The following is a 12,227-nucleotide window of genomic DNA, read 5'->3' as shown; positions in this document are numbered from 1 at the left end:
TGCTTGGGGAATAGCCTTAATATCGACGAAAAGGAGACAGTTTAAAGAATCGGGCAGGCGGGACACTGGCCCTGATCCTGAGATCAGCACCAGTGGTCAAATTTGCCGGGTCAGGCCAGGGCACCCAGAAAATTTTTCAGCGTAATGATAATGATCACCAGGACCATCAGGGAAAAATCCAGTCCGCCAAGGGGGGGGATCACTTTGCGTATCCGGCTGGTGAGTGGCTCGGTAATCTGGAGCAGCAACATCAGTCCCGGGTTATAGCTGTTGGGTGCTACCCAGCTGGCAATGGCAATAATAATCAGGCTGAACATATAAATATTCAGAAACTCGATGCACAGTTTAATCAGGCTACTGATCAAAACACTGGGGAATGGAATGGCCGCCAAAGAGTAACCACCCATCAACAGCAATACGTAGAGCAGTATGATCTGAAGTATCAGAGCCAGGACCAGAGAGGCCATGTCCACCCCGCCGTAACCGGGAATGATCTTGCGGATGGGGTTCAGTAGCGGCGATGTTGCCTTGACGATGGCCTGAGAAATCGGGTTATAGAAGTCGGCCCGAACCAGCTGAAGCAGGAAGCGAATCAATACAGCCATGATATACAAACCACCCAGGGTTTGGACCAGGAAGCTGAGACTCGAAGAAAGTGCAGACATAGAGTGTATTGGTTACCCTTTTTTTCAATAAAGAACAGATTATCAAAAAACAATAGAAGTTAATAATCGTTACGCATAATACAATAAAGGTTTGCCGCCACGCTTCAACAGAATGAAAATCAGTCTTTCAGAGCCTCTGCAAGTTCTTTCGACCGGTTGACGGCAGCATTCATTGCTTTCTCCACCAGCTCAGGCAGCCCTTGTTCCTGAAACGTCTTGATGGCCTGTTCAGTGGTTCCGTTCGGAGAGGTAATACGACGCCGAAGTTCGGCGGCATCAACATCCCCTTCAGTGGCCATTCTGGCAGCTCCCAGTGCGGTTTGCAGTGTCAGCCGTCTTGAGGTGTCTGCATCAAGGCCGAGGCGGGTACCCACCTGTTCCATCATTTCCATCAGCAGGAAATAGTAAGCCGGGCCACTGCCGGAAACCGCAATAACCGCATCCATTAACGATTCCTGATTGACCCACGTGGCGATACCCATGGCACGGAAAATGTCATCGGTCAGCGCTTTTTGAGCCGTGCTGACGTTATTGTTGGCAAACAAACCGCTGGCGCCACATTGCAGTGCAGAAGGTGTGTTCGGCATGCTGCGAACGATCGCAAGGTGCTCTCCTCCCCAGTTCTGCAGGCTTTCCATGGTAATGCCGGCGGCAACTGAGATAATCAGTGCATCGGGTTTGATGGACGGACGCAAATCGGTCAGAACGGTCTTCATCGATTGTGGTTTAACACAGAGCATAATGATGTCAGACTTGCTGACGGCCTGGTGGTTATCCACGGTGGTTTCAATATTAAATCTTTCGCGGATATCGGACAGTGTCGCTTCCGTTTTAGCGGTAGCAACCAACCGATAGGTTGGCCAGCCATGCTTGATCAGGCCAGCGATAATACTGCTGGCCATATTGCCAGCACCGATAAAAGCGATGGTTGATTCAGTCATTTTTGTTATCCATTTTGGGTTCCTGTTGAGGCTTCTGTTGAAGCTTGAACAGAGTGTCTGGAGCCAAACAGGGCAGTACCGATACGAACCATGGTTGAACCCTCCTGAATAGCCGACTCAAGATCATCCGTCATGCCCATGGACAGGGTATCCATCGTGAGAGAGAACTGGTCATTCAGGGTGTGTAGCGCATGGGTCAGTGCCCGGAAAGGCTCGCGCTGTCGGTCAGGCTCCGTTTCAGGGGCTGGAATGGCCATCAAACCACGCAGTTTCAGGTTGGGTAAATGAGTAATAGATTGCACCAGCACAGGCAGCTCATTCAGGCTGATGCCGGATTTTGTCTCTTCTCCGCTGATATTCACTTGCAGACAGATATTTAATGGGGGCAGTGCCTGAGGGCGTTGATCATTGAGCCTTTGCGCGATTTTCAGGCGGTCAACACTGTGAACCCAGTCGAAGTGGGTGCTGATATCCCGGGTTTTGTTTGACTGGATCGGGCCGATGAAATGCCACTGGATGTCTGAAAGGTCATTGAGCTCATCCATTTTATCCAGGGCTTCCTGAAGGTAGTTTTCACCAAAATGCTTTTGGCCCAGATGCCATGCCTCACGCACCATACTGGCAGGTTTGGTTTTGCTGACTGCCAGCAGCTGCACTTGCCCGTTGCGATTGCAGGCTTGTTCAGCTTGATGAATTCGGCCATAAACCCGTTGAAATCGGTTTTGTAATATGGTCATTAGGTTGTACATTACCGGAAAATAAATTCGCAGTTTACCTGCTTCCGGTTGTAAGGGGGATAATTAATGGATATTACTGAGCTATTGGCGTTCAGCTTTAAACAGGGGGCTTCGGATCTGCATCTGTCGGCAGGGCTTCCGCCAATTATCCGAATCGATGGTGATGTTCGCCGTATCAATCTGCCAGCCATGGATCAGAAGGAAGTTCATGGGTTGATCTATGACATCATGAACGACAAACAGCGTAAGGATCTGGAAGAGCATTTCGAAGCGGACTTCTCGTTTGAAGTCCCCGGCGTTGCGCGTTTCCGTGTGAATGCTTTCAACCAGAACAGGGGTGCGGGAGCGGTGTTCAGGGCAATCCCCAGTAAAGTACTGACCATGGATGACCTGGGCATGGGGCAGGTATTTAAAACCATTGCGGATAAACCCAGGGGGTTAGTGCTGGTGACTGGTCCTACCGGCTCTGGCAAGAGTACCACACTGGCTGCCATGATGGATTACATTAATGACACCAAATATCAGCATATCCTGACCATTGAAGATCCCATTGAATTTATCCACATCCCGAAAAAGTGCCTGGTTAATCAGCGGGAAGTGCATCGGGATACCCATAGCTTCAGTAATGCCCTGCGCTCTGCGTTGCGTGAAGATCCTGATATTATTCTCGTCGGTGAGATGCGTGACCTGGAAACAATCCGTCTGGCCATGACGGCGGCTGAAACCGGTCATCTGGTGTTCGGAACGTTGCACACCACATCGGCTGCAAAGACCATTGACCGTATCATCGATGTATTCCCGGCTGAAGAAAAGTCGATGGTACGTTCAATGCTCTCTGAGTCACTCCAGGCCGTGATTTCGCAAACACTGTTGAAGAAAAATGGCGGAGGGCGTGTGGCCGCACATGAGATTATGCTCGGTACTGCAGGTATTCGTAATCTGATTCGTGAAGATAAGGTTGCGCAGATGTACTCGGCCATTCAGACCGGCGGTGGGCTTGGCATGCAAACATTGGATCAGTGCCTCATGAACCTGATAAAAAAGGGACTGATCTCTCGTGATGTGGCTCGTGAAAAGGCCAAGGATCGAGACGCATTTTAAATGGATATTGAAAAATTATTAAAGTTGGTCGTCGTTAAAAAAGCATCGGATCTGTTTATCACCGCAGGTTTTCCGCCCAGTGTAAAGCTTGATGGACGTCTCAAGCCTGTCACCAGGACACCGCTGACTGCCACAGAGACAAAAAATATGGTGCTGGGTGTGATGGACGAGAAGCAGCGTCTTGAGTTTGAGACTAAGCAGGAGTCTAACTTTGCCATTGCCAGAATGGGGATTGGTCGGTTCCGGGTCAGTGCTTTTCAACAGAGAAACCAGTCAGGCATGGTTTTGCGCCGCATTGAAGAGAAAATTCCCAGACTCGACGACCTGAGGCTTCCCGCTGTTCTTAAAGACCTGACCATGGCCAGGCGCGGCCTTGTCCTGGTGGTGGGTGCTACCGGTACGGGCAAGTCGACAACGTTGGCAGCGATGCTTGGCTATCGTAATGAAAACGACACTGGCCATATTATCAGTATTGAAGACCCCATTGAATTTATCCATCAACACAAAAAGTGCATCGTAACCCAGCGGGAAGTGGGGATTGATACCAGGTCCTATGAAGTGGCGTTGAAAAACACCCTTCGTCAGGCTCCTGACGTCATTATGATCGGTGAGATTCGAAGCCAGGATACTATGCAATATGCCCTGAACTTCGCAGAAACCGGCCATCTCTGCCTGGCAACACTTCATGCCAATAATGCCAACCAGGCATTGGATCGCATTCTGAATTTTTTCCCCCCGGAACATCATCACCAGATCTGGATGGATCTTTCCCTTAATCTGAAGGGCATTGTTGCCCAGCAGCTGGTTCCTTCCCTGGATGGCACCGGTCGGCTTCCGGTTATTGAAGTGCTACTCAATACACCGCTAGCCAAGGATATGATTCGCAACGGGGATGTTCATGCACTGAAAGAGTTAATGAAAAAATCCCGGGAGCTGGGCATGCAGACGTTCGACCAGGCATTATTTGATCTCTACAACGAAGGGGAGGTCAGCCATGAAGAAGCGATTCGGCATGCTGATTCGGCAAACGACTTGCGCCTGATGATTAAACTGGGTTCAGAAGTGAATGAGCGTTATCTTACCGAACGTTCCGTTAAATTGATCCTGCAGATGGAAGGAGGATAGAGACTCACCCCTGTGAGCCAGCCGGGGGCCGGTGACTGACGGGCTTAATCATACATAAGGTGTTCATTCCCGGGGTCATTCAGCCAGGCTTCCAGAATAATCTGGGCAGCCATGGCATCCACCGGGTTTGATCCGTAATGCCCTTTATGGCCGAGCTTGTTGGCCCATTCTTTGGCCTCGAAAGACGTGAGTCGTTCATCGGCTTGATAAAATGGCAGGTTGAAGCGTCCATGAATCCGGTTGCCGAACTTTCTGGCACGTCGCGACATGTCTGACTCTGAGCCATCCATATTCAATGGTATGCCGACGACGACAGCATCCGGCTTCCATTCCATGATCAGGGCCTGAACCTGATTCCAGTCCGGGATTCCATCTCTGGCTTGCAATGATGGCAGGGCAGAGGCGGTTCGGGTAATAACCTGTCCGGTGGCAACACCGATGTTGCGGGTGCCAAAGTCAAAACCCAGCACAGTTCTTAATTTGCTATCAGTCATCGCTCTTTGTCAAAAAAACCTATGCATGGCCAACCTGATCTGAAATCAGATTGAGATTAACACCCAGTGAACTGGCCGCTGCACTCAGTCTCAGGTGATAAGGTGTATCGAAGACAACGGATGGATGCGCCTCACAGGTCAGCCAGGCATTCTCAGAAATTTCCTTTTCCAGCTGACCAGCTCCCCAGCCTGCATAACCAAGAGCAACCAATACCTGTTTTGGACCTTTGCCTTCTGCCATGGCCATCAGTACATCGGTTGATGTAGTCAGTTGCAGCCCCGGGCATATCTCCAGGCTGGTATCCCAGCTGGACTCCCCTGAATTCAGGACAAACCCTCTCTCCTGAGACACCGGGCCTCCAGAATAGACAGCGTGCTGACTCACTGCTGACTGTTCATGGTGGTCAATGCCAATTTGCCGGAAAATCTCACTCATCGGCAGGGTGCTTGGTCGATTCACCACAATACCCAAGGCACCTTCCGGGCTGTGCTCACAGATAATGGTCAGCGTTTCAGCAAAAGAAGGGTCGACCATGCCGGGCATGGCAATCAGGAAGTGGCTTTTGAAATTCTGGAAAGGAACACTGCTCATAGCGGCAGTATTAAGGTAAAGAGCATTTATGGCAAGTCCTGATACATACATTCGCGCGAGACACTAAAACCTTACTGGCTCACTTACTGGCTCACTTACTGGCTCAATAGTCGGTTTCCGGGCTCAAAGCGCCAGGTACGAATGATTTCAACGATATCATAGCTCTTGAGCGTGTCGTCGAATGGGGCAAAGGGTGAAGCCATTTTGACAATACGAACCGCAGCATCATCCAGAAGCTGATAGCCAGACGAGTCCAGTATCTCAACCGTTGATAATGTGCCATCCCGATTGATAGCAACCATTAAGCGCAACTCTCCATAGAGCTGGTATTCACGCGCTTTTTCCGGATAGTTGAGGTTACCAACCTTCTCAACCTTTCGCCGCCAGGATTCTTTATAGAATGCACCGGCTTCCTGTAGGGTGGATGCGGCTGTCAGCCGCTTGATACGAGGGCGCTTGGCGTACATCTGACGCTGCTGATGGAACTGGGCTTCAAGGCTGGCAATTTCATTTTTCAGGTCAATGTGCTTGCGTGGCTGGTCTTTTTCAACTGCAACCGGTTCCTGCTGTTCACGGTCATCGGTGGCAGCAACGGTCTGATCGCTCTTGGCCCGGGTGGTAATACGGGTCTGTTGTGTCAGGGTATGTTCTGGTTGAGCCGCAGTTTGTGACTGTGGCTGGACTTCCTTGATGGTGTCTTCCTGAAACTGCGCCTGCTGATCACTGGAGGGCAATGCTTTTTCTTCCAGAGTGCCGCTGCCCTGTTGATTGATCTGGGCCAGGTAGTCGGCTTCTTTGGGTTTCTCTTTGCTTTGATAGCTGGCCAGCGTCACTTCCAGCGTTGGCGGTGGTGCCGGCTTGTCTTTAAAGCTAAACGTTACTCCCAGTACTATCAAAACGTGCAGAGCCGCCGCCATAAAAAGGGTAAAACCCAGGCGGTCTGCCGACGATACGGCTGTTGATGAAATGGTCGTTGGCTGAGTCATAGCTTTCTGATTACAGCTTTCCTTGGTAAAGCACAATGGCAGAGCCGTCCTGATGAATACGATACGAGCCCTTTTCGCAAGGGCTCTCTCTTACAGGGCAAGTCTGATATTCAAGACTATATGCAAGATTCTGTTGGAAAAAAACCGTCTATAGAATAATCGTCTGGTTAGTGCCTGCCCTTGAGCTTTTCCTCAATCTTATCAATCAACTGACCGGCGATGTCGAGTGCAAACTGGTTGTCCAGCTCACGGATACAGGTAGGCGAGGTAACATTGATTTCTGTGAGGTAGTCGCCAATGACATCGAGTCCAACAAAGATCAGGCCTTTCTTGCGAAGCTCCGGGCCTACCTGGCGGGCAATCCACAGATCCCGTTCACTCAGGGGACGGCCTTCTCCTGTACCGCCCGCAGCGAGATTGCCTCTGAGTTCCCCGGCAGCAGGAATGCGTGCCAGACAGTAGGGAACGGGTTCCCCGTCAATCATCAGAATGCGCTTGTCACCGGATGTAATATCCGGAATAAACTTTTGAATCATGGCCTGACGCTGGCCCATTTCCGTCAGCGTTTCAATGATTACGCTCAGGTTCGGATCATTGGGGGTCGAGCGGAAAATAGAACTGCCGCCCATACCATCCAGTGGCTTTAGTACCACATCACCATGCTCTGCCGCAAACTCCTTCAGTAATCTTGGGCTGCGGGATACCATAACGGGAGGCGTACACTGTGGAAACAGGGTGGCAAACATCTTTTCGTTACAGTCACGGATACTGCGAGGATTATTCACAATCAGTGTTCCGGCCGCCTGAGCCTGTTCCAGCAGGTAAGTGCTGTAAATAAACTCCATATCAAAGGGCGGGTCCTTGCGCATCAGGATGACATCCAGTGCATCCAGAGGCATCTCCTGACGTTCTTTCAGTTCAAACCAGTGTTCAGGATCGGCATTCACGGTCAATGGTTTAACGCTGCCCATGGCAATACCTTCTTTCTGATAAAGGTCAGCCTGTTCCATGTAAAACAGCTGCCAGCCTTTCTGGCTGGCCGCCAGCAGCATGGCAAGGGAACTGTCTTTTTTGTAATTGATGGAGGCAATAGGGTCCATCACAATGCCGAGTTTTATCGCTATCACAATGTATACCTTTTACACTGTCCAACTGGAATCAGGCCTCCGTCCCTTGCCAAAGATTATGAACATAAATGCATGGCGTTTCCGGGCTAAGTTCCCTTTACCAGTTGAAAGAACTGTTGTGCTCCTGTCTTCTACTGCGTCGGGGAGCCTTATGCAATATAAACTATTTCAGGATTTTATTAATTCCATTTCAGGATTAATTACAGAACAATTATCTATGACACCCAATCGAAGGCCGATCCGCTGATTCTGCATTGAGTCGTAAGGTTGTCCACGGTGCATGACCTGGGAATTATCCCAGAAAACAATATCCCCTTCCCGCCAACGGTGTGCGTAAATGACACACTTGCCGAGGATTTCATCCAACAGTGCTTCCCAGAATGTTCTGGCGGCCTCAGGAGCATCTTCAAGCCCAACCGGTATGGCAGTATCTGATCCCATATAGAGACCCTCCCTGGCAATCAGTTGATGTTCCGAAACCAGGGGATGGGTTTTTAACGGTGTTTCCGCTGTCCATGCATCGGGCGTTAGAAACGGTGGCGAGTGAATAAGTTTTACTTTTCTCAACTCTGCCTGCCGTCCGGGGCTGAATGAACACCAGGCTTCCAACTGGTCGAGGAAGTGCGTTGTGTGAGGCTGTCCATCACACCCGGTCTCAGGCACCTTGTGCATATGAAGCATCACAATATAGAGTGCATTCATCGACAGCCCTTCCAGGCGGGGAAGAGCGTCCTTATCGTGATGCCATTGGCAGGCAACTGCCTCCGGTGGTCGGGCAACGGGACCCAGAGGATTGCCAAGTATGGCAACATGATTACTGACCAGTTCCGGTGGTAACGGTGGGCGATCCTTGCGTTGGCGATTGTCGCCGATCATCATGGGACCAAAAGTATCCAGTGCAAATTGTTCCATCTCACTGGCATTCATGTGTTGGTTTCTGGCGAAGATCACTCCATGCTGCCAAAGTGCATGCTTCAGACCAAGCCTTTGGCTGTTGGTTAGCGCTTTCAGGTCCAGACTCTGACCTACTTCAAAGCCGAGTCTTGGGTGCCGGCTGGTGGTCTGGTAGTTGATCATTGTCGTCAGGCAGTGTTATCTGATGTCGCTGAACAGTATAGGTAGTCTGTGGGCCAGTTGATGAAAATTCATTGCAAAGGGTTGTCCGACAGCCGACTAAGCCTTTTCCAGAGAATTCAGGATGTTCTGGTAGCTGTCCATTCTTTCCGGAAGAATATCGCCATTCAGCAGGGCTTTGCGAATGGCACAACCCGGCTCCTGTTCATGATGGCAGTCCCGGAACTTGCAGTGGCCAATAAATGGTCGAAACTCTTTAAATCCGTGCAACACAGCCTCCGGTTCCATATGCCAGAGTCCGAATTCCCGAATCCCGGGAGAGTCGATCAGTGTTCCACCTGCCGGGAAGTGGAAAAGTCTGGCTGCCGTAGTGGTATGGGTACCTTTACCGGTGCTTTCAGACAACGGGCCTACCCGGGTATCAACACCGGGTAGAAGCGTATTGACCAGGGACGACTTACCGACACCACTCTGGCCGACGAAAACACTGGTGCGTTCCTTCAGCAGGCTTTTGAGTTCATTGAGTCCATCTTCCGTCCGGGTGGATGCTTTAAGTACCCTGTATCCAATGTGCTCATAGCTAATGAGCATATCGTTAATCTCTTTAACAAAAGATTGCTGACTCGCTTTATCTTCCAGCAAATCAGTTTTGTTCAGCAGGATGACCGGTTCAATACCAACGGTTTCAGCAGCAACCAGATAACGGTCAATCAGATTCATATGGGGGACAGGAACCGGAGCAATGACCAGAACAATGTAGTCAATATTGGCAGCAACCGGCTTTAACTGTCCTCGCATATCCGGTCTGGATAGCAGGTTGTCACGATCCTCAAGCGCCACTACAACCCCCATACCACCTTTGCTGGAGGCTTTCCAGACAATACGGTCTCCGGTCACCAGTGGTGGCAGATTGGCCCTCAGGTTACAGCGATAAGTCTCACCGGGTTTGTCAATGGGTTCGATATCCAGCTGTGCTCCATAGTGGGCAATGATCAGCCCCGGTTGCTCTGGTCCCAGCGAGTCATCCTGAAGTTCCCGGGCAATCTTATCCTCACGCTTTTGGGCGCGTGCTTTGCGTTCTTCCTGAATTTTCTCAATGCGCCAGCTTTGTCTGCGCGTTAGTCTGCGCTTACTCATGATGTGCAGGAGGGAGTCTGAATGGTAAGGTGTGAAAGTATCATAAATTTGTGTTGAGCTGATTTCGCTGCAATTATGAATGAAGTAGACTTATTATGTCAGCTCATTCGTTATTTTCTAAACTGTAACTGCCGGGTGTTGGATGGCTAAATCGGATAATCTCATATGGATCGACCTGGAAATGACGGGCCTGGATCCGGTAAATGATCGGATTCTTGAGATCGCAACCATTGTTACCGATGGCCAGTTAAACATTCTGGAGGAAGGTCCGGTTATTGCTGTTCATCAGAATAATGAAGTTCTGGATGGCATGAATGAGTGGTGTGTCAACACGCATGGGGCGACAGGCCTGGCTGATCGGGTCCGGGCCAGCACCATCAGTGAAAGGCAGGCTGAACAGATGACTCTGGATTTTCTTCGTAAATATGTCGACCAGGGCATCTCTCCAATGTGTGGTAACTCTATTGGACAGGATCGCCGTTTTCTCTGGCGCTATATGCCGGAGCTGAATGATTACTTCCACTATCGGAATATTGATGTCAGCACCCTGAAAGAGCTGGCCCGCCGCTGGAAGCCTGAGTTATTGACCCAATTCACCAAGCAAGGAACTCACCTGGCGCTTGAAGATATTCGTGAATCTATTGCTGAACTTCGGTTTTATCGTCAGTATTTTATCAAATAGCCTATTGCCGTAAATGTTAATGGCTCTATTTTGATTACGAACTGCTCTACAGTGAAAACTGACTGTAGGTCACGAAAAACAAGGATTGGGCAACATTACCGGACAATATGCTGACAACCTTTGTAGATAAAGGGCTTCAGCAATGTTCAACCCAGTAGCAGTCTGAAATCCTACAAGAGCCATGTTAATTGCCGGATCATATTTGTTGAGGAATTCCGGCCATCAGATTTCAGGCCTTCAGAATATAACGATGTAATCTTTTGCCACTGTATTTGTGGCATTAACAAAGCCTCTCAAAAAGAGGCTTTGACATCATGAGCCATTTTATCCATCCGATCCATCCGCTTGAATTTGCTGATACCACTGGCCAAGTAAATTTCGCTCTTCATCGGTCATACCGGTGCGATTTGCCAATGGCATAATCTGTGTCTGCACTGTCTGGCTATAAATCTTATCTGCCTTGTTAGCGATTGAATCATAGTCATGGAACACCAGACCGCCGGGAGGTGATTGAAAGAGAGGGTCCGTTGGTGTTGTTGAATGACAGGTGCTGCAGCGAGCCGTCACAATTTCAACGATTTCACCCTGGCCAACCGCAGACTGCTCTGCCACCGGTGTCTGCTGAACCGCCATTTGTGGTCGGATGATAAAGGCCAGCGTCAGCATTAATACGGCAGCCGCTGGCCATAGCCAGGTTAAAATGGCGCCCTGATTGCGTCGGTTAAAGAAATGACGAACCAGAACGGAAGCCGCTGCCAGAACCGCGAGAATTGCCCAGTTCCATTGACTGCCAAACGTCATGGCATAGTGGCCACTGATCATGATAAACAACAGTGGCAGAGTGAAATAGTTGTTGTGACGAGAACGCAGCAGGGCATGCTGGGCACTCTTTCCAAGGCAAGAAGGATCGAAGCTGGTGTTCCCATTTTCAGCGGCGGCAACCAGTTTTCTCTGTGAAGGAATAATAACCCTGAAAACATTCCCCACCATCAGGGTGCCAATCAGCGCACCGACATGAATGTAGGCGGCACGACCACTGAACAGCTGAGCATACCCCCAGGCGGCAAACACAAGCAGTGAAAACAGAACCAGACTGAACAGGGTTTCCTGCTTAAACAGTGGGGATTTGCACAACAGGTCATAGATCAGCCAGGCGGTTAGCAGGCTGAAGATACTGATGGCAATGGCCTGAATGGGTGTCAGCGCTGATTGTGGTGCCAATAGATAACTCTCGGCCCCCCAATAATAAATAATGGCCAGCAATCCCATACCGCTAAGCCAGGTGACATACGCTTCCCATTTAAACCAATGCAATGTTTTTGGTAGCTTCTCAGGGGCAAGATGATATTTATTCACTTCATAAATACCACCGCCGTGAAGCGCCCACAGCTCTCCTTTGATGCCTTTTTTCTGTTTGTTTGCCGGAGCTGCCTCCAGCCGCCCTTCCAGCCAGTTGAAGTAAAAGGAGGCGCCAATCCAGGCGACACCGGCAGTAACATGCAGCCAGCGAAATAGCAGGTTTAACCACTCTTGTAGATAGGATTCCATGGTTTAATACTCTTGTTA

The 12,227-nt window shown here is 50.0% G+C and carries 13 protein-coding genes; 3 read left to right on the top strand and 10 right to left on the bottom strand.

Annotation, left to right across the window (positions count from 1 at the left end):
- Positions 1-110 precede the first annotated feature (110 nt).
- The 3 genes from MJO57_RS31770 to MJO57_RS31760 all read right to left on the bottom strand — a co-directional run bounded on the left by MJO57_RS31770 (position 111) and on the right by MJO57_RS31760 (position 2,343).
- Entirely contained in the window at positions 111-665 is a 555-nt protein-coding gene (locus MJO57_RS31770) for a YggT family protein (RefSeq protein ID WP_256492933.1), read from the bottom strand.
- Positions 666-784: 119 nt separating this feature from the next.
- A complete protein-coding gene (gene proC, locus MJO57_RS31765) occupies positions 785-1,606 on the bottom strand; it encodes a pyrroline-5-carboxylate reductase (RefSeq protein WP_252021603.1) in 822 nt (273 codons plus the stop codon).
- A 5-nt stretch (positions 1,607-1,611) separates the two neighbouring features.
- On the bottom strand, positions 1,612-2,343 hold the full coding sequence (locus tag MJO57_RS31760) for a YggS family pyridoxal phosphate-dependent enzyme (RefSeq protein WP_252021601.1): 732 nt from the start codon (positions 2,341-2,343) through the stop codon (positions 1,612-1,614).
- A 66-nt stretch (positions 2,344-2,409) separates the two neighbouring features.
- Here MJO57_RS31760 and MJO57_RS31755 point away from each other — a divergent pair, with 66 nt between their 5' ends.
- Positions 2,410-3,444: a type IV pilus twitching motility protein PilT gene (locus tag MJO57_RS31755; RefSeq protein ID WP_252021599.1), complete on the top strand. Its 1,035-nt coding sequence runs from the start codon at positions 2,410-2,412 to the stop codon at positions 3,442-3,444.
- On the top strand, positions 3,445-4,569 hold the full coding sequence (locus MJO57_RS31750) for a PilT/PilU family type 4a pilus ATPase (RefSeq protein WP_252021596.1): 1,125 nt from the start codon (positions 3,445-3,447) through the stop codon (positions 4,567-4,569).
- A 44-nt stretch (positions 4,570-4,613) separates the two neighbouring features.
- On the opposite strand, the gene ruvX is transcribed toward MJO57_RS31750, so the two are convergent.
- The 6 genes from ruvX to rsgA all read right to left on the bottom strand — a co-directional run bounded on the left by ruvX (position 4,614) and on the right by rsgA (position 9,979).
- Positions 4,614-5,063 carry a Holliday junction resolvase RuvX gene (gene ruvX, locus MJO57_RS31745; protein ID WP_252021594.1) on the bottom strand — a complete coding sequence of 150 codons (450 nt, stop codon included), beginning with the start codon at positions 5,061-5,063 and terminating at the stop codon, positions 4,614-4,616.
- A 19-nt stretch (positions 5,064-5,082) separates the two neighbouring features.
- Positions 5,083-5,655, bottom strand: a complete 573-nt coding sequence (locus MJO57_RS31740; RefSeq protein ID WP_252021592.1) for a YqgE/AlgH family protein — start codon at positions 5,653-5,655, stop codon at positions 5,083-5,085.
- Positions 5,656-5,750: 95 nt separating this feature from the next.
- Positions 5,751-6,572, bottom strand: a complete 822-nt coding sequence (locus tag MJO57_RS31735; RefSeq protein ID WP_252021590.1) for an energy transducer TonB — start codon at positions 6,570-6,572, stop codon at positions 5,751-5,753.
- Positions 6,573-6,808: 236 nt separating this feature from the next.
- A complete protein-coding gene (gene gshB / locus MJO57_RS31730; RefSeq protein WP_252027153.1) occupies positions 6,809-7,765 on the bottom strand; it encodes a glutathione synthase in 957 nt (318 codons plus the stop codon).
- 171 nt (positions 7,766-7,936) lie between these two features.
- Complete coding sequence (locus MJO57_RS31725; RefSeq protein ID WP_252021588.1) at positions 7,937-8,845, bottom strand: TauD/TfdA family dioxygenase; 909 nt, start codon at positions 8,843-8,845, stop codon at positions 7,937-7,939.
- Positions 8,846-8,941: 96 nt separating this feature from the next.
- Positions 8,942-9,979, bottom strand: a complete 1,038-nt coding sequence (gene rsgA, locus MJO57_RS31720; protein WP_252021586.1) for a small ribosomal subunit biogenesis GTPase RsgA — start codon at positions 9,977-9,979, stop codon at positions 8,942-8,944.
- Positions 9,980-10,121: 142 nt separating this feature from the next.
- On the opposite strand from rsgA, the gene orn reads away from it, so the two are divergent.
- The gene (gene orn / locus MJO57_RS31715; RefSeq protein ID WP_252021583.1) at positions 10,122-10,661 is read left to right on the top strand and encodes an oligoribonuclease; all 540 of its coding nucleotides are present in this window, start codon (positions 10,122-10,124) and stop codon (positions 10,659-10,661) included.
- Between the two features lie 324 nt (positions 10,662-10,985).
- On the opposite strand, the gene MJO57_RS31710 is transcribed toward orn, so the two are convergent.
- Positions 10,986-12,209 carry a urate hydroxylase PuuD gene (locus MJO57_RS31710; protein ID WP_252021581.1) on the bottom strand — a complete coding sequence of 408 codons (1,224 nt, stop codon included), beginning with the start codon at positions 12,207-12,209 and terminating at the stop codon, positions 10,986-10,988.
- Positions 12,210-12,227: the final 18 nt, after the last annotated feature.

Source organism: Endozoicomonas sp. SCSIO W0465 (genome assembly GCF_023716865.1).
In the GTDB taxonomy this organism is placed as follows: domain Bacteria; phylum Pseudomonadota; class Gammaproteobacteria; order Pseudomonadales; family Endozoicomonadaceae; genus Endozoicomonas.
This window is presented reverse-complemented; position numbering and strand designations above follow the sequence as displayed.

Excerpts from the sequence above, each read along its gene's own strand:
- MJO57_RS31710 (WP_252021581.1), bottom strand. The coding sequence starts at position 12,209 with ATGGAATCCTATCTACAAGAGTGGTTAAACCTGCTATTTCGCTGGCTG.
- ruvX (WP_252021594.1), bottom strand. The coding sequence starts at position 5,063 with ATGACTGATAGCAAATTAAGAACTGTGCTGGGTTTTGACTTTGGCACC.
- MJO57_RS31725 (WP_252021588.1), bottom strand. The coding sequence starts at position 8,845 with ATGATCAACTACCAGACCACCAGCCGGCACCCAAGACTCGGCTTTGAA.
- MJO57_RS31760 (WP_252021601.1), bottom strand. The coding sequence starts at position 2,343 with ATGACCATATTACAAAACCGATTTCAACGGGTTTATGGCCGAATTCAT.
- MJO57_RS31770 (WP_256492933.1), bottom strand. The coding sequence starts at position 665 with ATGTCTGCACTTTCTTCGAGTCTCAGCTTCCTGGTCCAAACCCTGGGT.
- orn (WP_252021583.1), top strand. The coding sequence starts at position 10,122 with ATGGCTAAATCGGATAATCTCATATGGATCGACCTGGAAATGACGGGC.
- MJO57_RS31755 (WP_252021599.1), top strand. The coding sequence starts at position 2,410 with ATGGATATTACTGAGCTATTGGCGTTCAGCTTTAAACAGGGGGCTTCG.
- MJO57_RS31735 (WP_252021590.1), bottom strand. The coding sequence starts at position 6,572 with ATGGCGGCGGCTCTGCACGTTTTGATAGTACTGGGAGTAACGTTTAGC.
- proC (WP_252021603.1), bottom strand. The coding sequence starts at position 1,606 with ATGACTGAATCAACCATCGCTTTTATCGGTGCTGGCAATATGGCCAGC.
- rsgA (WP_252021586.1), bottom strand. The coding sequence starts at position 9,979 with ATGAGTAAGCGCAGACTAACGCGCAGACAAAGCTGGCGCATTGAGAAA.
- MJO57_RS31740 (WP_252021592.1), bottom strand. The coding sequence starts at position 5,655 with ATGAGCAGTGTTCCTTTCCAGAATTTCAAAAGCCACTTCCTGATTGCC.
- MJO57_RS31750 (WP_252021596.1), top strand. The coding sequence starts at position 3,445 with ATGGATATTGAAAAATTATTAAAGTTGGTCGTCGTTAAAAAAGCATCG.